We start from the raw sequence: 21,890 nt of genomic DNA, 5'->3' as shown, positions 1-21,890 counted from the left end.
CTGCCTAATGAAATAACCGTGTCTAACTTTTAGGGGTCACTCCACATCCGGGGTTTTTTATGTTGTTAACCGATCCAGCATTTCTAGGCTGCATGCCCTGCCAAAGAAGCATCTCCTGCATAACCTGTAAAAGGAAAGAGCAGGGGGTGGATAGAATGGGTGATTCTAAAGCGGGGTATAGCGGTAAATTCACATTGGTCGTTGTGCTCTTCATTTTGCTTATTATCGTTGGCTCAGCGTATATTGGCTGGGGATACTGATACGTGAATGCTACTGTTTAAGCGGCTTTTTTTTACTTTATACCCACGGTTGTATAAAATAATCATAAAGGGATCCTGTGTTAATATAGTAAAAGGAGAAGTCATGGAGTTTATCCAAATATTTAATCTTACATTGCCCGTACAGCAGCCGGCAGTTGTCATTGCCTTGTTTGGTGCTTGGCTTTACACACGCTGCAAGTATGGAAAATCATTCGCGGAACAGATTAGCAGTGTTTCTTTTTTATTCGTTATGGTCTGGAAATTCAGCATCGTTTTACTTCAGTTGCCAATCGTTATAAAAGCACCGTTGTCTCTTCTTTATTTTAACGGAGGCTTATATGGTTTCTGGCTTGGGCTGGCATCGGCACTTTTCTATGCGTATGTGAAAAAAATGCCGACTTTTAATACGGCTGAAGCATGGGCGTTTGTTGTTGCCATATATCCGTTTGCTTTATCAATTCTCTCCAATACGTTTACAATATGGCATGTTGTACAGTTCACTGGCAGTCTTCTCTTTTTCATTTTTGCGAAAGAAGGACTTGAGAAGGCGCTTATTCTATTGTTATTCTGGCAGCTGCTCTTTTTATCAGGGGACGGGCGTTTATTTTCAGTGGAGTCACTTGTATACATAAGCGTCACGGTTTATTTCATTTTCTGGAGGAAGAAAACATGAATAAAAAATGGTTTGGCGTCATTTTATTGGCGCTGCTAATCGGGATTGCTGGATTTAACTTGTACAGTGATCGTAAAGATGTGACCAGCATTGAAAATATCGGCATCGCCGTTAATAATGATAAAACAGGTATTGAGCAGGGAGAGAAAGCCCCGGATTTCACGCTGAAGACGATAGATGGCAAGGAAGTGAACCTGTCTGATTACGAAGGGAAAAAAGTGTTAATAAACTTTTGGGCAACGTGGTGTCCGCCATGTAAAGCAGAAATGCCGCATATGCAGTCTTTTTATGACGGGGAACCGGAAAATGTCGAAATTCTCGCGGTTAATTTAGAAGAAAAAGAAGCGAAAGTAAGCGAATTTGTTAAACAATATGAATTAACGTTCCCGATACTGCTAGATGAAGAAGGTTCAGTAGGCGAAACATATGAAGTGTACACGATTCCAACGACGTATTTGCTCAATGAAGACGGGACCGTCAATCAAAAAATTATCGGCCCAATGGATGAAGCGATGATGAAGAAGTTAATAAAAGATTGATCCGCCTGCTATAGGCGGATTTGTTTTTGTTTATTTTTCGGAATATAATGAACCAATAAAAGGAGTGGAATTTATGGATTCATTTAATACAAAAGCAGTACACGGTGAAAAACTGCCGACGTCAATTCGCAGCAAAGTAACGCCGATCTATCAAACATCGGTTTTTTCATTTGACAGTTTGGAAGAATTGGAAGGGTACTATAACGGCAATTCCCCTTATTTATATACACGGGCTGGTAATCCGAATTCAGACGAATTGGCATCCGTAACGGCACGGCTTGAAGGAGCGCCTGCGGGAGTTGCTGCCTCATCAGGACTAGGAGCGATTATGGCAGCTGTGCTTGCTGTTGCGAAAAGCGGTGACCACCTTGTGGCCGCCCGTGATGTATACGGCGGCACTTTTTTTACGTTAAAAGAAGAGCTGGCTCGAATGGGGATTGAAACAACATTTATTGATTTTGAAGATGAACTGGCTATCGAATCGGCTATCCGTTCGAATACTGTTATTTTATATACGGAATCGGTCACCAATCCATTTTTACGGATTGAAAATCTGGAGCGGTTAGCCGGTATCGCAAAAAAACACAGCCTTGTTTTTATTGTCGATAATACATTTGCGACACCGTATTTTGTCCAGCCGTATGCTTTAGGCGCAGATATTATTGTCCACTCGGCAACAAAATATATTGGGGGGCATAGTGACGTCTCCGCCGGTGTCTTATGTGGAAAAGAACAATATGTCGATGCTGCACGAAGCCGGATTGTGAACATCGGGTTAAATTTGAGCCCTTTTGAATCTTGGCTCGCATGCCGAGGTGCAAAAACAATCGGCCTTAGAATGCAGCGCCAGTCGGAGAATGCCCAAAAAGCCGCCGAATGGCTGAAAACACACTCGAAAGTAAAGAACGTATTTTATCCAGCGTCGCTTTCTGACAAAGGGAACGGTGCAATTGTTACAATCCATTTGGCCGAAGAATCAGATGAATTCGCCTTTTTCCGTTCCCTCGGCTGGATTCAAATCGTTCCGTCGCTCGCCGGTGTCGAAACGTCGGTATCCTGGCCATTTGGGACATCTCACCGCTCGCTGTCACAGGCAGAGAAGACGGCAGTAGGCGTTTCCGAAAAAACGGTCCGCATTTCAATCGGGATTGAGGATGCAGAAGATATTATCAATCAACTAAATAAGGCGCTTGACAAAGCCTGACGAAAAAGCGCCTTTTGTCAGTTAACGCTTATATAAGTGTTCTGTTACAATAAAGGGAAGACTTATGTGCAACATTCTGGAGGGAATTGTATGGCTTTGGACTGGCTTATGCAACTAGGAGCAGCCGCGTTAAAATTATTTATTCAACCAATCTTTTATTTCTCATTTGTCCTAGCGTTTATCGTCGGGATGTTTCGCGTGGCACGTGAACGTAAAGATTTCGGCACGCGCATATATGATATTTATCAGGAAATACGGTTTATTTTGCCGGCGAGTCTCGCTGTCGGTGCTGTTTTGTCGGTGGTCACGATTACAGCCGGATTGGCGATTCCATCCGGAATGCTTAACTTTATCGCAGCAGTTTTAATCATTTTTAGCATCGGCGGCTTTTTCCTGTTGTCACCTGCCTGGACAATGACGGCAGCATACTGTATTTTTGTTTTGTCAGAATGGGTGAACGTTTCATTTATTCCATACAAGAATCTTGGTTTTGAAGCGATTTTAACTATTTTGGCGATCGTTACGGCGCTTCTTATGATTGTTGAAGGTGTCTTAATTAAAAAACGTGGTTATCAGGGAACTTCTCCCCGAATGGAAACTAGTCCGCGAGGTTTAAAGTCAGCGGTCCATTTAGCGAGGCGCCTTTGGCTCGTTCCGGTTTTTTTGCCGGTTCCATCGAGCAGACCATTGACATCTTTCGCTGACTGGTGGCCAGTTATTGATACAGGGGCAGAGTCATATAGTTTTATTCTATTCCCATTTTTGATCGGGTTTTCGATGACTGTCAGAAGTACTTTGCCGGCGTTGGCGGTGAAATCAACCGGTAGAAGCGTCATCGGGACTGGTATAATCACGCTGTTCATTGCAATCGGTGCCTATTGGGTCTGGCAGTTGTCCGCCGCTGCGGTATTATTTGCGGCACTTGCCCGCATCGCGATAACGCGTCGCCATTATAACTATGAAAAACACCGTCCTTACTTTTTTACGGCACAGGAGAAAGGAATGATAGTTGCCGGTGTCCTTCCGGCTTCACCTGCGCAGAAGATGGGGCTTGAAATTGGCGAAGTGATCACGAAAGTAAATGAAGTGAATGTCAACAATGAAAGGGAATTTTACGATGCACTTCAAAAAAACGGAGCATACTGCAAACTTGATGTGATTGGTACAAATGACCAGATCCGCTTTGTACAGGGGTCTATTTATGAAAATGAACACCATGAACTCGGCTTGATATTTGCGCCGGAAGAAAAAGAATACATGGATCAATCCGTATTTAATGATTAAAACGTCCTTTTGTAAGGGCGTTTTTTATTTTTTGTAAAAACAATTATATAACAGTTGTTGACTTTTATAATCTGTTATAATACAATAGATTCAACAGCAACACATCAATTAAAAATCTGAAGGAGGTCATCAATATGATGCCATTAGAATTTTACCGTAACATTCCAGGAAAAGATTGCAGCCAGTGTGGAGCACAGATTGTTGAACAGCACGAGTCTTACCATTCTGAGTGCGAGTACTGCTTAAGCAAAGTAGAGGAGTAAATACACGTTGAATCTTGTAACTGAATTTCATTGTTGAATCCGCCTGTTTTAAAAAAACGGAGCGGATTTTTCTTTTTTTTGGTCACATTTGCCGTTACAATAGGCATAATATGTCGAAATGAGAGGAAGTGGAGATCATGGGTGTTCATACATATTTTAAGAGCTTGTCCGATTTGGAGCATTTATACCGTCTGCCGGGGAAATTTAAATTTCAGTCACACACTGTAGCGGCGCATTCGTTTAAAGTAACGAAAATTGCTCAGTTTTTAGGTACTGTAGAAGAAATGAACGGCAAAAACGTCAACTGGCGGTCGCTTTATGAAAAAGCGCTTAACCACGATTACGCGGAACTTTTTACGGGTGATATAAAAACACCGGTCAAATACGCGACGGTTGAATTAAAGGAATTGTTTTCCCAAGTAGAAGAACAAATGGCGCGAAAATTTATTGAAGCGGAATTTCCCGAAGAATTTCATGATGCCTATTTAAACCGGTTTAAAGAAGGAAAAGACAATACGCTTGAAGGGCGCATTTTATCCGTTGCTGATAAAATCGACCTGCTTTACGAAGCCTATGGGGAAATATTAAAACGAAATCCGGATCCACTCTTTTTTGAAATTTACGAAGAAGCATTAAACACAATCTTGAAATTTCAGGAACTTCACTCGGTTAAGTATTTCATTCATCACATTATGCCGGATATGCTGGCGGAAAAATTTATGCCGCATAGCGAGCTGCGTGATTTGACAGAACGTATCATCAGCCGCCACGAGTAAATAGACTCTTTTCGGCTGTGGAAAAATCAGCTATGATGAAAGAAAAGCAATTAGGAGGACGAGATGGTCGATAAGATGATATTGGCGCTGTTTGTGCCCGCTTTGCTTGTCGTTTTATTTTCGCGCGTGACATACAACCAGTTTATCGGTCTTTTGCTGACAGTCGCGCTTATTGCCGCATCCGCCTATAAAGGATATACTCACACATGGGAACTCATCGTTATTGACGCTGCATCACTCACAGCCGGTCTATGGCTGTCCAGCCGAATGATGAAACAGTTGAAGTTGAAATTAAATTAACACCGAAAAACATTTCGGTGTTTTTCACATTACAAAAGCACACACTCCGAACAAGTGTGTGCTTTTTGTTGGCTTTTTTTGTTTCGTTCGTGATAAAATGGGAACTATAAAGAAGAATATGAGAACGGATACGTGAAAAGGGAGGCAAATGCGTTGGCGCATGAATTCAACTTAGTCTCGAAATACCAGCCGGAAGGCGACCAGCCGGCGGCGATAGCGGAGCTCGTCTCTGGAATTAAACAAGGCAAAAAACATCAAACGCTGCTTGGGGCAACTGGGACGGGAAAAACGTTTACCATCTCCAACGTCATTAAAGAGGTAAAAAAACCGACGCTTGTGATCGCTCATAATAAAACGCTTGCCGGCCAGCTGTACAGCGAATTTAAAGAATTTTTTCCTGACAATGCCGTCGAATACTTTGTCAGCTACTATGATTACTATCAGCCGGAAGCATATGTGCCGCAGACAGATACGTTTATCGAGAAAGATGCAAGCATCAATGATGAAATTGATAAACTGCGTCATTCTGCGACATCTTCATTATTTGAACGCGATGATGTGATTATTATCGCGTCTGTGTCGTGTATTTATGGCCTCGGTTCACCGGAAGAATATAAAGAAATGGTCATTTCACTTCGGACAGGAACAGAAATTGCGCGCAATGATCTGCTGCGCCGTCTAGTGGATATTCAATATGAACGTAACGATATTGACTTTAAGCGGGGTACATTCCGTGTGCGCGGGGATGTAGTGGAGATCTTTCCGGCTTCAAGAGATGAACATTGCATTCGTGTTGAATTTTTTGGCGACGAAATAGATCGGATACGTGAAGTAGATGCGTTAACAGGTGAAATCCTTGGCGACCGTGAACATGTCGCTATTTTCCCGGCATCCCACTTCGTTACACGTGAAGAGAAGATGAATCTTGCAATCGAGAATATTGAAAAAGAACTGGAAGAGCGGCTGATGGAGCTTCGTGCTGAAGAGAAACTGCTAGAAGCACAGCGGCTTGAACAGAGGACACGCTATGATCTTGAAATGATGCGTGAAATGGGGTTTTGCTCAGGGATCGAAAACTACTCCCGTCATTTAACGCTTCGTCCGCCTGGTTCAACCCCTTATACATTACTTGATTATTTTCCTGACGATTTTTTAATAGTGATTGATGAGTCACACGTTACATTGCCGCAGGTGCGCGGCATGTACAACGGAGATCAGGCGCGGAAACAGGTGCTTGTCGATCACGGGTTCCGTCTTCCTTCCGCGAAAGATAACCGCCCGCTTACGTTTCCAGAGTTTGAAAAGCATATTAATCAAATTGTGTACGTGTCAGCTACACCGGGTCCATATGAACTCGAACATACACCTGAAATGACGGAACAGATTATCCGCCCGACTGGCCTGCTTGACCCGACGATTGATATTCGTCCGATTGAAGGTCAAATTGATGATTTACTTGATGAAATAAATGAACGTATTGCAAAAAACGAGCGGGTTCTCGTTACGACGTTAACAAAGAAAATGTCTGAAGATTTAACTGCCTATTTAAAAGAAGTTGGCATTAAAGTGCAATATTTGCATTCGGAGATTAAAACGCTGGATCGTATTGAGATTATTCGTGATTTGCGGCTTGGTAAATATGATGTTCTCATCGGCATTAACTTGCTGAGAGAAGGTCTCGATATTCCAGAAGTATCACTTGTGACAATTTTGGATGCGGATAAAGAAGGTTTCCTCCGTTCGGAACGGTCGCTTATTCAAACGATTGGCCGCGCTGCCCGTAATTCGGCAGGGCATGTCATTATGTATGCCGATAAAATGACAGACTCCATGATAAAAGCGATCGATGAAACAAAGCGGCGCCGTGAGATTCAGGAAGAATATAACGCACAACATGGCATTACACCGATGACGATTCAAAAAGATATTCGCAATGTCATCCGCGCCACACAGGCAGCCGAGGAGACAGAAACATATACATCGAAAACGACAGGAAAGAAAATGTCAGCGAAAGAACGAAACAAGCTCATTTTGAGTCTCGAAACAGAAATGAAAGAAGCGGCGAAAGCGCTCGATTTTGAACGGGCAGCTGAGCTGCGGGATGCATTGTTTGAACTGAAATCAGAATAATTGAGGTGTTTTTTGTGGCCATTGATCATATATCAGTAAAAGGGGCGCGTGCCCATAATTTAAAAAACATTGATTTGACGATTCCGCGTGATCAGCTTGTCGTATTGACAGGCTTATCCGGATCCGGGAAGTCATCGCTCGCATTTGACACAATTTACGCCGAGGGACAGCGGCGATATGTTGAGTCTTTGTCTGCTTATGCCCGCCAGTTTTTAGGCCAGATGGACAAACCGGATGTTGATTCGATCGAAGGATTGTCACCGGCGATTTCCATTGATCAGAAAACAACGAGTCGAAATCCCCGCTCAACAGTTGGTACGGTCACGGAAATTTATGATTATTTGCGTTTATTATATGCGCGCATTGGCCGCCCCATCTGCCCGGTTCATGGGATTGAAATTACGTCACAAACAATTGGGCAAATGGTCGATCGTATTATGGAACTGGAGGATCGGACAAAATTGCAAGTGCTCGCTCCTATTGTTTCAGGGCGGAAAGGCACGCATGCAAAAGTATTCGAAGATGTGAAACGCCAAGGGTACGTTCGCGTGAGAGTTGACGGTGAAATGCGAGATCTCGAAGAAGACATTGAACTTGAAAAGAATAAGAAGCATTCGATTGAAGTGATTATTGACCGGATTGTTGTGAAAGAAGGTGTGGAAGCGCGTCTCGCTGATTCACTTGAAACGGCACTACGGCTTGGTGAAGGCAATGTCATAATCGATGTTATAGAGAAAGAGGAGCTGTTATTCAGCGAACATCACGCCTGCCCGCACTGCGGTTTTTCCGTTGGTGAACTTGAACCGCGCATGTTTTCATTTAATAGTCCATACGGTGCCTGTCCAACTTGTGACGGACTCGGTATGAAGAAAAAGGTGGATATGGATCTAGTCATTCCAAATCGGGAACTGTCGCTGAACGAGAACGCGATAGCGCCGTGGGAACCAGTAAGTTCACAGTATTATCCACAGTTGTTAAAAGCAGTCTGCACGCATTATGGGATTGATATGGACATGCCAGTGAAGGATTTACCTGCGAAACAACTGGACGTATTGTTGAACGGTTCCGATCGTGATAAAATCCGTTTCCGTTATGAAAATGATTTTGGTCAAGTGCGCGACAATCTAATTGTTTTTGAAGGCGTATTACATAACGTCGACCGGAGATATAGAGAAACAAGTTCTGATTATGTCCGTGATCAAATGGAAAAGTACATGGGCGAATCAAAGTGCCCAACATGTAAAGGACAGCGATTGAAAAAAGAAAGTCTCGCTGTAAAAATTGCCGGTTTAACGATTTCCGAAGTCACCGATTTTTCGAACCAGGAAGCGTCCGATTTCTTTAAACGTATCGAATTGACGGAGAAAGAAATGCAAATTGCAAGGCTCGTTCTGCGGGAGATTTGTGAGCGTCTCGGTTTCTTAATTGATGTGGGGCTCGACTATTTAACATTAAGCCGTGCCGCCGGTACGCTTTCCGGCGGAGAAGCACAAAGGATTCGCCTCGCAACGCAAATTGGCTCGCGTTTAACCGGGGTGTTGTACATTCTTGATGAACCATCGATCGGTCTTCATCAGCGTGACAACGACCGGTTAATTCGGACCATGCAAAACATGCGTGATATCGGGAATACATTGATCGTTGTTGAACATGACGAAGATACGATGCTGGCCGCCGATTACTTAATTGACATCGGTCCCGGTGCGGGTGTTCACGGTGGTGAAGTAATCGCTGCGGGAACTCCAGAAGAAGTAATGAAAAACGAACAATCCTTAACCGGTAAATATTTGTCAGGTGAAAAGTTTATCCCGCTCCCTGAAGAGCGGCGGAAACCAGACGGCCGCTGGATTGAAGTAACCGGTGCAAAAGAAAACAATTTGAAAAATGTAAAAGCAAAATTTCCACTCGGTTTGTTTATTGCTGTCACTGGCGTATCCGGTTCCGGGAAAAGTACACTGATCAATGAAATCTTGTATAAATCACTTGCTCAAAAATTAAATAAAGCAAAAAGCCGGCCAGGCTCTCATAAAGAAGTGAAAGGGATTGACCAGCTTGAAAAGGTGATTGATATTGACCAGTCTCCAATCGGCCGGACACCGCGTTCCAACCCGGCGACATATACAGGGGTATTCGATGATATACGCGACGTGTTTGCTCAGACAAATGAAGCAAAAGTGCGCGGTTATAAAAAAGGCCGGTTTAGTTTCAACGTTAAAGGCGGCCGCTGCGAAGCTTGCCGCGGGGATGGAATAATTAAGATTGAAATGCACTTTTTGCCGGATGTATATGTGCCGTGTGAGGTATGTCACGGCAAACGCTATAACCGGGAAACGCTCGAAGTAAAATACAAAGGAAAAAACATTTCCGATGTTCTTGAAATGACGGTTGATGATGCACTTGTTTTCTTTGAGAATATCCCGAAGATTAAGCGGAAACTTCAGACCATTACGGATGTCGGACTCGGATATGTTACACTCGGTCAGCCCGCGACAACACTTTCCGGCGGTGAGGCGCAGCGGGTAAAGCTTGCTTCTGAACTGCATCGCCGTTCTAATGGCCGCTCATTCTATATTTTGGATGAACCGACAACCGGTCTTCACACAGATGACATAGCGAGGCTTCTTGATGTATTGCAGCGCCTCGTTGACAATGGCGATACCGTTCTCGTCATCGAGCACAATCTGGATGTCATTAAAGCCGCCGATTATCTTGTGGACCTAGGCCCTGAAGGGGGCGACAAGGGTGGAACAATTGTGGCATCTGGTACACCAGAGGAAATTGCCGCTACGAAAGAATCACATACAGGCCTCTATTTAAAGAAAATTTTAGAGCGCGACCGGGAACGAATGACACAGCATACAAAATAAAAGTGAAACTTTATATTGGTATCTTCGTATTTAGTTTTATTAGACGAAACTGGAGGGTTCACAAATGAGTGAAGAAAAGCTTCGTATTTTGAAAATGTTAGAGTCGGGGATTATTTCAGCGGATGAAGCAGTAAAATTAATTGAAGCACTTGAAAAAAACCCTGCATCAGCGGGTGCATCAACAAAATCCACAGATAGTTCAAAAGGCTTCGCCGGCATTTTTGAAGAATTGGAGAAAATCGGCCAAAAAATAGCGGGTCACCGTCCAACATCAGATACGGTTCATCAATCAAAAGACAAACTATTCGAGTTTATGCAGACAGCGATGCAGCGTGTAAAGGATATAGATCTTCCTTTTATGGGGAAAGGCACCGAATTTGCACATGAATTTCATGAAGAAAATGTGATGCCGCGCCGAATGAAAATTGAAACAGCGAACGGTGCGGTCACCATTCGCCCTTGGGAAGGAAAAGGTGTAAAAGTGGAGTGCCGTGTGAAAGTGTACGGTGCAGGATCAGAAGAAGAAGCGCGGGAGTCGTTTCTAAAAAACAGCATCTTTTATGCACGCGAAGAAAAATTATCCTTTTCAGTCGGGTTAAAATTAATGAAAACAGATGTGACGCTATACGTTCCTTCAAAAGATTTGGAGGACATTTCTGTAAAGCTATTTAACGGCTCTTTTGATATGCGTGATATCAATTCGGAAAAACTCGACGTACGAGCAGCAAATGGAAAAATTGAATTAAAAAGCGGCCAAATTAAGACACTTGATATGGAAACCGGTAATGGACCGATTCGCTTAATTGACTGTCAAGGAGAACATGCGGAGTTGAATTCATTTAACGGCGCAATTCATATAGTGGGCACATACCGTTTCTCAGATTTGAAATCATTTAATGGAAATGTTTTATACGATGCCAAGTCTGATCAGGCGGAAGCAGTCAAAGTAGAATCAATGACAGGAAATATTGAATTGTATGTTCCTAAGGAGCTTCCGGTGAAAGGTGAAATCAGAACGACAGCAGGCCGCCTCCAGTTGCCTGAAACAGGGATGACGAACGTGGTGGAAAAAGACGAGCGTATTCAAAAGTCATTGAAGTTTGAAAGTGACAATTTGAATGAGGGCCGTCAGCTTGTAATTGACGCGGAAACAAAAACAGGTTCTGTTACACTGCGAGCTTCTTCGCTTCGGCAGACGCCGCCAACAACAGATCCGGATGAAACCTTTGGTGCCGGTATATAATTAAATCAATTAAGGGAGTTTTTCAATATGGGCTGGCTGATTGGCGTGCTCATTAATGCAGTACTCTTTATTGCGCTTTCGGGTTATTTTCCGGGACTGCATGTGGATAGCTTTTTATCTGCCATTATCGCGAGTTTTGTTTTGTCGATTCTCAATTTGCTCGTCCGGCCTTTCCTCATTATGTTGACATTGCCGATAACGATAGTGACACTCGGGCTTTTCCTTTTTGTCATCAACGCAGTGACATTGTTAATGACAGATGGCATTATGGGCTACGCGTTTGAAATCGAAAGCTTTGGACTTGCGGTCATCATCGCGATTGCAATGGCGGTTGTCAATATCGTACTGCAAATGACCGTTTTACGAAAAAAATAAAATCAGGAAGCCCGCACGGGCTTCCTGATTTTTTTATGATGATACAGAAACTTAATATTAGAATATACGATGTATGCCGGCAGCAATTGCCCGGGCGCATGTTTTACGGTAATTAACCGATTGTAACAATGCCGCTTCTTCACGATTTGTCATAAAGCCAGCTTCAATTAAAATGGCTGGCATTTTTGTTTTGCGCAGAACGTAAAAGTCAGCCGTTTTTACACCTCGATCCCGCCGTCCTGTAGCGGAGATAAGTTCTTTTTGAACGGATTGCGCGATCTTCATTGCTTTAGGAGGCCTTGAGGTGTATACATAAGTCTCAATCCCATGGGCGCTCGTCCATCCTTCGCCAAAAGCATTCGCATGGATCGAAACGAAAAGATCGGCATCAGCCTCATTCGCTTTCTTCACCCGTTCGGATAGCGGTACATCACGGCTGTCATGGTGCACAAATAAAATGTCCGCTGCCAGTTCATTTCGTAAAAACAGCGCCGTTTCCCGGTTGAATTCATATTCACGCATTCCGTCCGGTGACCGTTTCCCTGGCGTATTCCACCCGTGTCCTGCATCGATTGCAATCTTCAATATTCATTCCTCCCTTCAGTGTCTAAGTACAGTGAAATCGTGAAAATCGAAACGTAAATCATGGATTTTCTTAAAAACATGATACAATAATAGCAATTCGTTTTCTGTGAAGAAGGAGGGAACCCAAAGTGGCAAAAGTGCGTGCAGTTGATATATTGGAAAAATTTGATCTGGAATTAGTGAGCGGAGAAGATGGGCTTCACCGCCCAATTAAATTGAGTGACCTGTCGCGGCCAGGACTGGAAATAGCCGGTTTTTTTGACTATTATCCGGCTGAACGTATTCAATTGATCGGAATGACGGAGCTGTCTTTTTTTCAACGGCTCAGTCCTGAAGAAAAGAAAGAACGGATGGATCGGCTCTGTGACTATGAAACGCCTGCTATTATCATTTCGCGTAATTTAAGTGTGCCGGTCGAGCTGATCGAAGCATCCGAAGCCTATTCAGTCCCGGTTATGCGTTCGAAAATGACAACCACGAAATTTTCCAGCCAGCTGACGAATTACCTGGAGTCAATGCTTGCGCCAACGACAGCTGTCCACGGTGTACTCGTTGATATTTACGGTGTCGGTGTCCTGATTACCGGTCAAAGCGGCGTCGGAAAAAGTGAGACAGCACTTGAACTCGTGAAGCGCGGCCACCGCCTTGTCGCTGATGACTGTGTAGAGATTCGTCAAGAAGATATTGATACATTGATCGGCCACTCGCCAGAGCTCATTGAACATCTCCTTGAAATACGGGGGCTCGGCATCATTAACGTGATGACTTTATTCGGAGCGGGAGCCGTTCGGTCGCATAAGCGGATTACGCTCAATGTTTACCTTGAACAATGGCATCCGAAAAAGCAGTATGACCGCCTCGGTATTGAAGAAGACAAATTGAAAATTATTGATTCAGAAATTACGAAAATTACACTGCCGGTTCGTCCGGGGCGAAATTTAGCCGTCATTATTGAAGTCGCAGCGATGAATTTCCGCTTGAAACGAATGGGCGTGAACGCGGCGCAGGAATTTACCGAAAAATTAGCCGGCGTAATCAGCGAAGCTGGCGTCGACGAAATGAAATAAGGAGTGAAATAATGGAGGGATATCCGTTAAATCCGATTGCACTTGAGCTCGGACCCGTTCAAATACACTGGTACGGGATCATTATCGGCCTCGGCATTGCTCTCGGCTTTTACTTAGCTTCAAAGGAAGCCGACCGACTCGGTCTTCCAAAAGATACTTTCGCCGATCTATTAATTTGGGCGATCCCAATCGCGCTCATTTCCGCTCGCCTTTATTATGTTTTGTTTCAATGGGAATACTATTCAGAAAATCCGGGGGCGATCATACAAATCTGGAATGGTGGCATTGCGATTCATGGTGCGCTGATCGGATCTGTTGCAACAGCTATTATTTTCGCTAGAAAAAGGAATATATCCTTCTGGAAAATCGCTGACATTGCCGCGCCGTCGATTATTCTTGGGCAGGCAATTGGCCGATGGGGCAACTTTATGAATCAGGAAGCGCATGGCGAAGAAGTAACGAGAAGCTTCCTTGAAAATTTGCAGCTTCCTGAATTTATCATTAATCAAATGTATATTGATGGTGTGTATTACCACCCGACTTTTTTATATGAATCCATCTGGAACATCATCGGTTTTGCTTTGCTTCTCTTGCTTCGTAAAGTGAATCTTAGACGCGGTGAATTGTTTTTATCATATGTCATCTGGTATTCTATCGGACGCTTTTTCGTTGAAGGACTGCGGACTGACAGTTTAATGCTGACCGATTTCTTACGGATCGCCCAGGTCCTTTCGCTTACCCTAATTGTGGCTGCAGCGGTCATTTTCCTATTCCGCCGTCTCAAATTCACTCTCCCTCGTTATAACGATATGTCAAATGAAGGGAAGATGAAGTCTTGAACAAGACAGTGGGAAAAGGGTTTTCAACGGGATTGAAGACAACGTGGACGCTCGGGAAAGTCATTTTTCCTGTAACACTCATCGTCACCATTTTGCAGTTTACACCCGTTTTACCCTGGATTATTCAATTAATCAGCCCGATAATGGGGATATTTGGTTTGTCGGGTGACGCGGCCATTCCACTCGTTCTTGGCAAATTGTTAAATTTATATGCCGCCATTGGCGCAATCTTATCCCTCGACTTAACAGTGAAAGAAGTGTTTATTTTAGCAGTCATGCTGTCGTTCTCACATAATCTATTTATTGAAACGACAGTTGCTTTAAAGGTAGGGGTGAAAGTCTGGATCGTTCTTGCGGTGCGTCTTGGTCTAGCGTTCATGGCAGGCGTGATTATAAATCTCGTCTGGCGCGGCGGCGGTGAACTGGCACAGTATGGCATGGTGCCGGCAGCAGAAGAACATCCTGAAACATGGAGCGCGATTTTCCTGCTTGGCGTGGAGAAGGCGGGCTTCGGTGTTTTACAGCTGGCGGTAATCGTGATTCCGTTAATGGTGTGCATTCAAATAGCAAAAGATTTAAGATGGCTTGAAGCGTTTTCGCGGTCAATGGCGCCGGTGACCCGCTTTCTCGGCATGAAAGAAAATACGTCCATGACGCTTGCATCCGGACTGCTGATCGGTCTTGCGATGGGATCGGCTGTAATGATACAAGCGGTGGAGGAAGATGGGGTCAGCCAGAAAGATGTGACCATTGCGTTTATTTTTCTGGTTGCCTGTCACGCTGTTATAGAAGATACACTAATTTTTATTCCGCTCGGGATTCCAGTGCTGCCGCTCTTTTTGATTCGGATCGTGACAGCTGTTCTTTTGACACTTGTTGTCGCCCGGATCTGGAATCGCGCTGAAACGTTGCGGAGAAAGGAAGCTACATTCACATGAAAAACATTACAACCCTTTTGTTTGATTTAGACGGCACGTTAATTAATACGAATGAACTGATCGTCGAGTCGTTTTTGCATACGCTTAATCGCTATTTCCCTGATCAGTACAAACGGGAAGATGTGTATCCGTTTATGGGTCCGCCGCTCATTGAAACGTTTGAAGCGATCGATAAAGAACGGGTCACGGAAATGGTCGCGGATTATCGTAAATTCAACCTGGAACAGCATGATTCACTTGTAACAGAATTTGAAGGCGTGTATGAAACCATTCGCACTCTTCACGAAAACAAGTATAAAATGGCGATTGTTTCAACAAAAATGCACGATACGATTGTCAAAGGATTAAAGTTGACAAACCTTGATAAATTTTTCGATGTGATCGTCGCGCTGGACCATGTGGAGAATGCAAAACCGCATCCAGAGCCCCTTGAAAAAGCACTGGCTGCACTTGGTTCAAAGCCGGAAGAGGCAATGATGATCGGTGATAATTATCACGATATTGAAGGCGGACAAAATGCTGGTACTATGACAGCTGGCGTTGCCTGGTCGATAAAAGGGAGAGACTTTTTGAACGAGTACAATCCGGATTTTATGCTTGAGTCCATGACGGATTTGCTCGATATATTGAAAGTCGGAGCGGAAAGTAAATGAGACGAACGAAGCGGTACCGGCTGGAAGGGGATAAAAATCCGCTATTCCACTTATACGAAACCGTTTCGTTCTGGAAGACGTTTAAAAATACCGCAGTCATTGAAATCGGCCGTTTTGTCCCGACAGCCCGCATGAAAAATATTCTGTACCGGGGGATGCTCGGGATGACCATTGGGGAAGGGACAGCGCTTGCGTATAAAGTCGTGCCGGATATTATGTTTCCAGAGCAGATTACGATTGGCAGCAATACGATAATAGGCTACAATACGACCATTCTCGCTCATGAATATTTAACCGATGAGTACCGTATCGGACCGGTTACCATTGGAGACAACGTTATGATCGGTGCCAACTGTACGGTACTGCCTGGTGTTGACATTGGAGACGGCGCGATTGTGTCAGCAATGACTCTTGTGAACCGGGATGTACCCCCTGGAGCATTTGCCGGAGGAAATCCAATGATCATTAAACCTGTTTCAACGTAAAGTTGAAGCAGGTTTTTTTATGATTTGTAGAAAAAATATAAATATAACGTTTTCATTAGAGAAATACAGTAAAAAAACAGATTTTTTCGAAAAAAAGGTTGTTTTTCAATTTTTCAAAATATAAAATAGTAGAACAGTTTAGACAACAAGTGGAGGTTTCATCAATGATTACATTTATAACATCGATCGTATTGCTGCTTTTGGGCTATGCGTTCTATGCGAAATTTGTCGAGCGAGTATTCGTTATTAACGATGGCCAAACAACGCCGGCATATGAAAAACAGGATGGATTGGATTACGTGCCGATGAGCTGGTGGAAAGGCTGGTTTATTCAACTTTTGAATATTGCAGGTCTTGGTCCTATTTTCGGTGCCCTTGCAGGTGCACTGTACGGTCCGGTAGCGTTCTTGTGGATTGTCGTCGGCTGTATCTTTGCCGGCGCTGTTCATGACTACTTTTCCGGTATGCTGTCGCTTCGTCATGGCGGTGCGCAATTCCCGGCGCTTGTTGCACGATATCTCGGTAATGCGGTTAAATCAGCCGTGAATGTTATTTCACTTATTTTAATGATTTTGGTTGCTGCTGCATTTACAGCAGGGCCTGCTCAGCTTCTTACACAATTGACGCCGCTTAGCTTTATGACTGCTTTGATTATTGTGTTTGCGTATTTCATCCTTGCGGCAGTCTTGCCGGTCAACCAAGTTATCGGGAAAATTTATCCGATTTTTGGTGTCATTTTAGTCGTGATGGCTGTTTCTATCGGGGTTGCGCTATTATTCGGCGGTAAACCGATTCCAGAACTCACAGTTGAAAATCTTCATCCAGGTGAGCTTCCAATCTGGCCGCTTCTCATGGTGACGATCTCATGTGGTGCGATTTCCGGTTTCCATAGCACGCAAAGCCCGATTGTTTCCCGGACATTGAAAAAAGAGTCGGAAGGGCGAAAAGTCTTTTACGGCGCCATGATCGGTGAAGGGGTCATTGCTTTAATCTGGGCGGCTGCCGGCATGACGTTTTTCGGCGGGACTGCCGGGTTGCAGGAAGCTCTTGCAGCGGGCGGACCATCCGGTGTTGTGAACGAAATTTCGGTTTCATTGCTTGGCACATTCGGAGGCATCCTTGCTATTTTAGGTGTGATTATTTTGCCAATCACAACAGGGGATACAGCTCTTCGGTCATCACGAATGATTTTATCTGATTGGATGTCCAGCAAGTTTGACATGGAACGAAAAGGAATGGTTCTCCTTATGACAGTTGTCGTAGGCGTACCGACATTTTATTTATCAACGATTGATTACACATTCTTATGGCGATATGTCGGCTGGTCGAACCAGGTTGTCGCAGCTGTCATGCTCTGGACAGCTGTATCGTATTTGCTCAGAGAAGGAAAAAATCACTGGATCGCCGGAATTCCAGCGATGTTCATGACTGGTGTTGTGTGTACATACATTTTTTACGCGCCAGAAGGATTCGGGTGGGCTTATAATACGTCAATGATCGTTGGCTTTACATTAACGGCGGTTGTTGCTGCCTTGTACATTCGAAGCATTTTCCGCTACAAAAACATTGCTTCGAACGATAAATCGGAACGCACAGCATCATAAAATAATTGACTGCCTGCTTAAAAGCAGGCAGTTTTTGTTTATCTATACTGAACAGAATTTTCGAAACTTTTAGATTTTCATCGTAAATTTACTATGCAGCAGTGGCAAAGCGATCGGAAAGTATAATCGATCTCGTTGATTCTTCTGAGCGGTATTATCGTCTTTTACATGATCATGGCTTTTGGGAAGGTTAACGATTTGCTGTTTTTGACGAATATGCTCGGGATGGTGTGTCGTGAAGAGTCTGCTGAATTGGTACTTCAAACAAAGAGAGAACTGAGCGGCAGGGCTTGAAAGTGAAATCGATGCATTATCCAGCTCTTGGCGTGATTGCTTTTTCGGGGAAGATAGAGGAAGCGGCTCTAAGGAATTAAAAGACACCAAGCTATTAAAATGGTCAAAGGATATGGCAATTACAATCGCTTCTGTTTTTGCTTCGCAATCATGTAGTAATTCCAAAGAAGGAATCACTACAAATGTTCAATCGATAATTCAAGCACAGCAGGCGGCCATGGCTGCAACCACAGCAGGATTCGCAGCCGATTCATCTTCTCTTCAGGAGGCTAAACCGGGTGATTAAAAACCCGGTTTTTTGACTTGACGAGAATTGTCAGAACCGTTAAACTACATATAACTAAATCTTTAGTACATTAGCGAACTAAAGTAAAAATACGATGAATAATTATAGATCGGGTGATAAAATGTCGAAGCTGTTAATGTTTGAAAAGCCTGTAGGAATGCGGGATACATTACCGCACATTTATGAAACAAAAAGAAAGTTGAAAGAGGCTGCGGAACAGGAAATGAGAAGCTGGGGCTATCGTTTCATTGAGACGCCAGCTCTTGAATATTACGAAACAGTCGGTGATGCGTCCGCGATATTGGACCGCCAGTTGTTTAAGCTTCTTGACCAGGAAGGAAACACGCTTGTACTGCGGCCGGATATGACTGCACCGATTGCACGTGTTGCCGCAGCAAAGCTGTTGAAAGAACGTGTCCCACTTCGCCTTGCGTATTCCGCAAGTGTCTACCGTGCGCAGCAGCGTGAAGGTGGAAGAGCGGCAGAATTTGAACAAATTGGTGTTGAAATGATTGGGGATCATACGCTCAGCGCCGATGCCGAAGTAATTGCCTTGCTCGTTTCCGTTATGAAAAAGGCAGGTCTTGAGAAATTCCAGATTTCACTCGGACATATTCGTTTTATCGATGAATTGTTCCAGCAGATTCTTGGAACAGAAGAGCGCTCTGAACAGCTGCGACGGTTCCTTTATGAAAAAAATTATGTTGGTTATCGGGATCACGTGAAAAACTTGCCGCTGTCATCAATTGACAAAAAGCGTCTTTTGCAATTTTTAGACTTATCAGGGGGCATTGGCACCCTGAAAGAAGCGGTTAATTTGATTGAAGGAAGTGCCGGAAGCGAAGCGCTTGATGAATTAAAGACGTTATACAAACGGTTAGAAGAATATAATGTCGACCAATATGTGACATTTGATTTGCCGCTTGTCAGCCATATGAGTTATTATACAGGACTTGTGTTTGAAGTGTATGCAGAGGGAGTGGGGGCTCCTGTCGGCAACGGAGGACGCTATGATGACTTGCTTGAAAAGTTTGGCCGGCCGGCCGGTGCAACAGGATTTGGCCTTCGTGTTGACTTTTTACTGGAAGCACTTGAACAATTAGAAGACGAAGAAGGTATTCACTGCATCTTATTCAGCAACGAACGGCGTGTCGAAGCGATTAATGAGGCGCAGCGGCGCAGAGCAGCAGGCGAATGCGTTCTATTGCAGGATGTAGCAGGTGTCCAGGATGTGGATAAATTCACAGAGTCGTGCAAACATGTAACATTTTTTGTCGGGAAATCAAGTAGTGAGGGTGAAGTGTGATGTCAATGTTAACGATTGCGATGCCAAAAGGACGGATTTTTGAAGAAGCGGCTGCGCTTATGCAGGAAGCAGGATACCAGCTTCCGCCTGAACTTGATGAATCGCGCAAATTGATCATTGAAGTGCCGGAAGAAAATATGCGTTTTTTCCTTGCGAAACCAATGGATGTCGCGACATATGTGGAACACGGCGTAGCGGATGTCGGCATTGCCGGCAAAGACGTTCTTCTTGAAGAAGATCGTGATGTATATGAATTGCTCGATTTAAAAATCAGCCCGTGCTATCTTGCTGTGGCAGGTCTCCCGAATACTTCATTAAATGAAGTAGCACCAAAAATTGCGACAAAGTATCCGAATGTCGCGTCGACATATTTTCGTGGTAAAGGCGAGCAAGTTGAAATTATTAAATTAAATGGTTCGATTGAGCTAGCGCCGCTCATCGGCTTATCTGATCGGATTGTTGATATTGTGTCGACAGGCCAGACACTGAGAGAAAATGGCCTCGTAGAATACGAAACGATTGTCGGCATTACATCCCGCCTGATTGTGAATCCGGTCAGCTACCGGATGAAAAATAAAGAAATCTCGACTCTCGTCAGCCGTTTAACGGAAACAATTGAGGAAAAGGCGGTGCAATAATCAATGATAAAAATCGAACGGGTCAAAGCCGGCTTATCTATTAAACGATCCGTCGATGCCGGAACAGAAGACCAGCAGAAGACAGTTCGTGCGATTATTGAAGATGTCAGGAAAAATGGGGACAGTGCGCTTTTCGCTTATACAGAAAAGTTTGACGGAGCGAAATTATACAGTTTAAAAGTAACACAGGAAGAGATTAACGAAGCGTACGAGACGCTTGATGATGTAATGATCAAAATCATACGGGAAGCGGCAGACAATATTGCTTCTTTCCATGCAAAGCAGAAACGGGAAACGTGGCTGTATTCGGACGAAGACGGTTCGATTCTTGGACAGAAAATGACGCCGCTTGATTCAGCAGGTGTATACGTCCCGGGCGGAACTGCTGCTTACCCATCTTCCGTGCTAATGAATGTCATGCCGGCGAAAACAGCTGGCGTTGACCGCATTGTCATGGTATCACCGCCTGGAAGTGACGGACGTCTTCCGGCAGGTGTACTCGTTGCGGCAGACATTGCAGGAGTGAAAGACATTTTTAAAGTAGGCGGCGCACAGGCAGTTGCAGCACTCGCATATGGCACGGAATCGATTCAAGCGGTCGATAAAATAACCGGACCTGGCAACATTTTCGTGGCGCTTGCCAAACGGGAAGTGTTTGGTGATGTGGACATTGATATGATTGCCGGACCGAGTGAAATCGCAGTGCTTGCAGATGAAACAGCATCTGCGAAAGAGGTTGCGGCGGATATGCTCTCGCAGGCTGAACACGATCGTCGTGCATCGGCTGTGCTTGTTACAACATCAGAGACGCTTGCACAATCTGTGGCACGTGAAATTGAAGAGCAGCTTTTATCACTTCCACGATCTGAAATGGCGCGTGCATCTATTGATGATTACGGTGCCATTTACGTAGCGGAAACGATAAATGAAGCAGTGGAAACAATCAATGAACTAGCACCGGAGCATCTTGAGATTCTCACAGAAAATGCGCTCGAGCTTGTGAAAGACATTAAACACGCGGGCGCGATTTTTGTCGGACGGTATTCATCGGAGCCGGTCGGCGATTACTTTGCCGGTCCCAATCACGTATTGCCGACGAACGGTACAGCTCGTTTCTCGGGTCCGTTGTCTGTCGATGACTTTATGAAAAAGTCGAGCATCATCATGTACAGTAAGCAGGCATTTGATAAACATGGCGCGAAAATTGCCGCATTTGCCCGCCTTGAAGGATTAGAAGCACATGCCCGCGCGATCGAAGCGCGAAATGAATAAGAAAGAGGT

23 protein-coding genes are annotated in these 21,890 nt (G+C 44.3%); 21 read left to right on the top strand and 2 right to left on the bottom strand.

Annotation, left to right across the window (positions count from 1 at the left end; translation table 11 throughout):
- Positions 1-155: 155 nt before the first annotated feature.
- From BTO28_RS16945 to BTO28_RS03150, 12 genes are all read left to right on the top strand, one after another.
- Entirely contained in the window at positions 156-260 is a 105-nt protein-coding gene (locus BTO28_RS16945) for a YjcZ family sporulation protein (RefSeq protein WP_076763979.1), read from the top strand.
- A 103-nt stretch (positions 261-363) separates the two neighbouring features.
- Positions 364-933 carry a hypothetical protein gene (locus BTO28_RS03200; protein WP_076763977.1) on the top strand — a complete coding sequence of 190 codons (570 nt, stop codon included), beginning with the start codon at positions 364-366 and terminating at the stop codon, positions 931-933.
- Positions 930-1,472: a redoxin domain-containing protein gene (locus BTO28_RS03195; protein ID WP_076763976.1), complete on the top strand. Its 543-nt coding sequence runs from the start codon at positions 930-932 to the stop codon at positions 1,470-1,472. Before BTO28_RS03200 ends, BTO28_RS03195 begins: the two co-directional genes overlap by 4 nt.
- A gap of 73 nt (positions 1,473-1,545) precedes the next feature.
- Entirely contained in the window at positions 1,546-2,676 is a 1,131-nt protein-coding gene (locus BTO28_RS03190) for a trans-sulfuration enzyme family protein (RefSeq protein WP_076763974.1), read from the top strand.
- A gap of 90 nt (positions 2,677-2,766) precedes the next feature.
- Positions 2,767-3,960 carry a PDZ domain-containing protein gene (locus BTO28_RS03185; protein ID WP_076763972.1) on the top strand — a complete coding sequence of 398 codons (1,194 nt, stop codon included), beginning with the start codon at positions 2,767-2,769 and terminating at the stop codon, positions 3,958-3,960.
- A 134-nt stretch (positions 3,961-4,094) separates the two neighbouring features.
- Positions 4,095-4,223: a protein YhfH gene (gene yhfH, locus BTO28_RS03180; RefSeq protein WP_076763971.1), complete on the top strand. Its 129-nt coding sequence runs from the start codon at positions 4,095-4,097 to the stop codon at positions 4,221-4,223.
- Between the two features lie 137 nt (positions 4,224-4,360).
- Entirely contained in the window at positions 4,361-4,999 is a 639-nt protein-coding gene (locus BTO28_RS03175) for a YfbR-like 5'-deoxynucleotidase (RefSeq protein ID WP_076763969.1), read from the top strand.
- A gap of 63 nt (positions 5,000-5,062) precedes the next feature.
- On the top strand, positions 5,063-5,299 hold the full coding sequence (locus BTO28_RS03170; protein ID WP_076763967.1) for a CsbA family protein: 237 nt from the start codon (positions 5,063-5,065) through the stop codon (positions 5,297-5,299).
- Between the two features lie 153 nt (positions 5,300-5,452).
- On the top strand, positions 5,453-7,429 hold the full coding sequence (uvrB, locus tag BTO28_RS03165; protein WP_076763965.1) for an excinuclease ABC subunit UvrB: 1,977 nt from the start codon (positions 5,453-5,455) through the stop codon (positions 7,427-7,429).
- A gap of 14 nt (positions 7,430-7,443) precedes the next feature.
- Positions 7,444-10,296 (top strand): excinuclease ABC subunit UvrA, encoded by a 2,853-nt coding sequence (gene uvrA, locus BTO28_RS03160; RefSeq protein ID WP_076763963.1) that lies wholly within the window; start codon positions 7,444-7,446, stop codon positions 10,294-10,296.
- A 64-nt stretch (positions 10,297-10,360) separates the two neighbouring features.
- Positions 10,361-11,539 (top strand): DUF4097 family beta strand repeat-containing protein, encoded by a 1,179-nt coding sequence (locus BTO28_RS03155; protein WP_076763961.1) that lies wholly within the window; start codon positions 10,361-10,363, stop codon positions 11,537-11,539.
- A 27-nt stretch (positions 11,540-11,566) separates the two neighbouring features.
- A complete protein-coding gene (locus BTO28_RS03150) occupies positions 11,567-11,914 on the top strand; it encodes a phage holin family protein (protein ID WP_076763959.1) in 348 nt (115 codons plus the stop codon).
- A gap of 57 nt (positions 11,915-11,971) precedes the next feature.
- On the opposite strand, the gene BTO28_RS03145 is transcribed toward BTO28_RS03150, so the two are convergent.
- A complete protein-coding gene (locus BTO28_RS03145) occupies positions 11,972-12,499 on the bottom strand; it encodes an N-acetylmuramoyl-L-alanine amidase (RefSeq protein WP_076763957.1) in 528 nt (175 codons plus the stop codon).
- Positions 12,500-12,627: 128 nt separating this feature from the next.
- On the opposite strand from BTO28_RS03145, the gene hprK reads away from it, so the two are divergent.
- The 6 genes from hprK (at position 12,628) to BTO28_RS03115 (ending at position 18,085) form a co-directional block, all read left to right on the top strand.
- Entirely contained in the window at positions 12,628-13,566 is a 939-nt protein-coding gene (gene hprK / locus BTO28_RS03140) for an HPr(Ser) kinase/phosphatase (protein WP_076763955.1), read from the top strand.
- A gap of 11 nt (positions 13,567-13,577) precedes the next feature.
- Positions 13,578-14,405 carry a prolipoprotein diacylglyceryl transferase gene (lgt, locus tag BTO28_RS03135; protein ID WP_076763954.1) on the top strand — a complete coding sequence of 276 codons (828 nt, stop codon included), beginning with the start codon at positions 13,578-13,580 and terminating at the stop codon, positions 14,403-14,405.
- Positions 14,402-15,343, top strand: coding sequence for a nucleoside recognition domain-containing protein (locus BTO28_RS03130; protein WP_076763952.1), 942 nt, complete (start codon positions 14,402-14,404; stop codon positions 15,341-15,343). Before lgt ends, BTO28_RS03130 begins: the two co-directional genes overlap by 4 nt.
- Entirely contained in the window at positions 15,340-15,996 is a 657-nt protein-coding gene (gene ppaX, locus BTO28_RS03125; RefSeq protein WP_076763950.1) for a pyrophosphatase PpaX, read from the top strand. The genes BTO28_RS03130 and ppaX overlap by 4 nt, the downstream gene beginning before the upstream one ends.
- Positions 15,993-16,481 (top strand): acyltransferase, encoded by a 489-nt coding sequence (locus tag BTO28_RS03120; RefSeq protein ID WP_076763948.1) that lies wholly within the window; start codon positions 15,993-15,995, stop codon positions 16,479-16,481. Before ppaX ends, BTO28_RS03120 begins: the two co-directional genes overlap by 4 nt.
- Positions 16,482-16,645: 164 nt before the next feature.
- A complete protein-coding gene (locus tag BTO28_RS03115; protein ID WP_076763946.1) occupies positions 16,646-18,085 on the top strand; it encodes a carbon starvation CstA family protein in 1,440 nt (479 codons plus the stop codon).
- Between the two features lie 69 nt (positions 18,086-18,154).
- On the opposite strand, the gene BTO28_RS16940 is transcribed toward BTO28_RS03115, so the two are convergent.
- Positions 18,155-18,544 (bottom strand): hypothetical protein, encoded by a 390-nt coding sequence (locus BTO28_RS16940; RefSeq protein ID WP_144289443.1) that lies wholly within the window; start codon positions 18,542-18,544, stop codon positions 18,155-18,157.
- 242 nt (positions 18,545-18,786) lie between these two features.
- Between BTO28_RS16940 and BTO28_RS03110 the strand changes: the two genes are divergently transcribed.
- The 3 genes from BTO28_RS03110 to hisD are packed head-to-tail and all read left to right on the top strand — an operon-like array spanning position 18,787 to position 21,881.
- Entirely contained in the window at positions 18,787-19,971 is a 1,185-nt protein-coding gene (locus BTO28_RS03110; RefSeq protein WP_076763944.1) for an ATP phosphoribosyltransferase regulatory subunit, read from the top strand.
- Positions 19,971-20,609 carry an ATP phosphoribosyltransferase gene (gene hisG, locus BTO28_RS03105; RefSeq protein ID WP_076763942.1) on the top strand — a complete coding sequence of 213 codons (639 nt, stop codon included), beginning with the start codon at positions 19,971-19,973 and terminating at the stop codon, positions 20,607-20,609. The genes BTO28_RS03110 and hisG overlap by 1 nt, the downstream gene beginning before the upstream one ends.
- Positions 20,610-20,615: 6 nt before the next feature.
- The gene (gene hisD / locus BTO28_RS03100) at positions 20,616-21,881 is read left to right on the top strand and encodes a histidinol dehydrogenase (RefSeq protein ID WP_076763990.1); all 1,266 of its coding nucleotides are present in this window, start codon (positions 20,616-20,618) and stop codon (positions 21,879-21,881) included.
- The last annotated feature ends 9 nt before the right edge of the window (positions 21,882-21,890 follow it).

The organism is Domibacillus epiphyticus (assembly GCF_001975785.1).
Taxonomy (GTDB): Bacteria; Bacillota; Bacilli; order Bacillales; family Domibacillaceae; genus Domibacillus; species Domibacillus epiphyticus.
Note: the sequence above shows the minus strand (reverse complement) of the source record. Positions and strands in the feature narration are given on the sequence as shown.

What these genes read in the sequence shown, in the direction of transcription:
- BTO28_RS16945 (WP_076763979.1), top strand. Translation starts at nt 156, where the DNA reads ATGGGTGATTCTAAAGCGGGGTATAGCGGTAAATTCACATTGGTCGTT.
- BTO28_RS03200 (WP_076763977.1), top strand. Translation starts at nt 364, where the DNA reads ATGGAGTTTATCCAAATATTTAATCTTACATTGCCCGTACAGCAGCCG.
- BTO28_RS03195 (WP_076763976.1), top strand. Translation starts at nt 930, where the DNA reads ATGAATAAAAAATGGTTTGGCGTCATTTTATTGGCGCTGCTAATCGGG.
- BTO28_RS03190 (WP_076763974.1), top strand. Translation starts at nt 1,546, where the DNA reads ATGGATTCATTTAATACAAAAGCAGTACACGGTGAAAAACTGCCGACG.
- BTO28_RS03185 (WP_076763972.1), top strand. Translation starts at nt 2,767, where the DNA reads ATGGCTTTGGACTGGCTTATGCAACTAGGAGCAGCCGCGTTAAAATTA.
- yhfH (WP_076763971.1), top strand. Translation starts at nt 4,095, where the DNA reads ATGATGCCATTAGAATTTTACCGTAACATTCCAGGAAAAGATTGCAGC.
- BTO28_RS03175 (WP_076763969.1), top strand. Translation starts at nt 4,361, where the DNA reads ATGGGTGTTCATACATATTTTAAGAGCTTGTCCGATTTGGAGCATTTA.
- BTO28_RS03170 (WP_076763967.1), top strand. Translation starts at nt 5,063, where the DNA reads ATGGTCGATAAGATGATATTGGCGCTGTTTGTGCCCGCTTTGCTTGTC.
- BTO28_RS03155 (WP_076763961.1), top strand. Translation starts at nt 10,361, where the DNA reads ATGAGTGAAGAAAAGCTTCGTATTTTGAAAATGTTAGAGTCGGGGATT.
- BTO28_RS03150 (WP_076763959.1), top strand. Translation starts at nt 11,567, where the DNA reads ATGGGCTGGCTGATTGGCGTGCTCATTAATGCAGTACTCTTTATTGCG.
- lgt (WP_076763954.1), top strand. Translation starts at nt 13,578, where the DNA reads ATGGAGGGATATCCGTTAAATCCGATTGCACTTGAGCTCGGACCCGTT.
- ppaX (WP_076763950.1), top strand. Translation starts at nt 15,340, where the DNA reads ATGAAAAACATTACAACCCTTTTGTTTGATTTAGACGGCACGTTAATT.
- BTO28_RS03120 (WP_076763948.1), top strand. Translation starts at nt 15,993, where the DNA reads ATGAGACGAACGAAGCGGTACCGGCTGGAAGGGGATAAAAATCCGCTA.
- BTO28_RS03115 (WP_076763946.1), top strand. Translation starts at nt 16,646, where the DNA reads ATGATTACATTTATAACATCGATCGTATTGCTGCTTTTGGGCTATGCG.
- BTO28_RS03110 (WP_076763944.1), top strand. Translation starts at nt 18,787, where the DNA reads ATGTCGAAGCTGTTAATGTTTGAAAAGCCTGTAGGAATGCGGGATACA.
- hisG (WP_076763942.1), top strand. Translation starts at nt 19,971, where the DNA reads ATGTCAATGTTAACGATTGCGATGCCAAAAGGACGGATTTTTGAAGAA.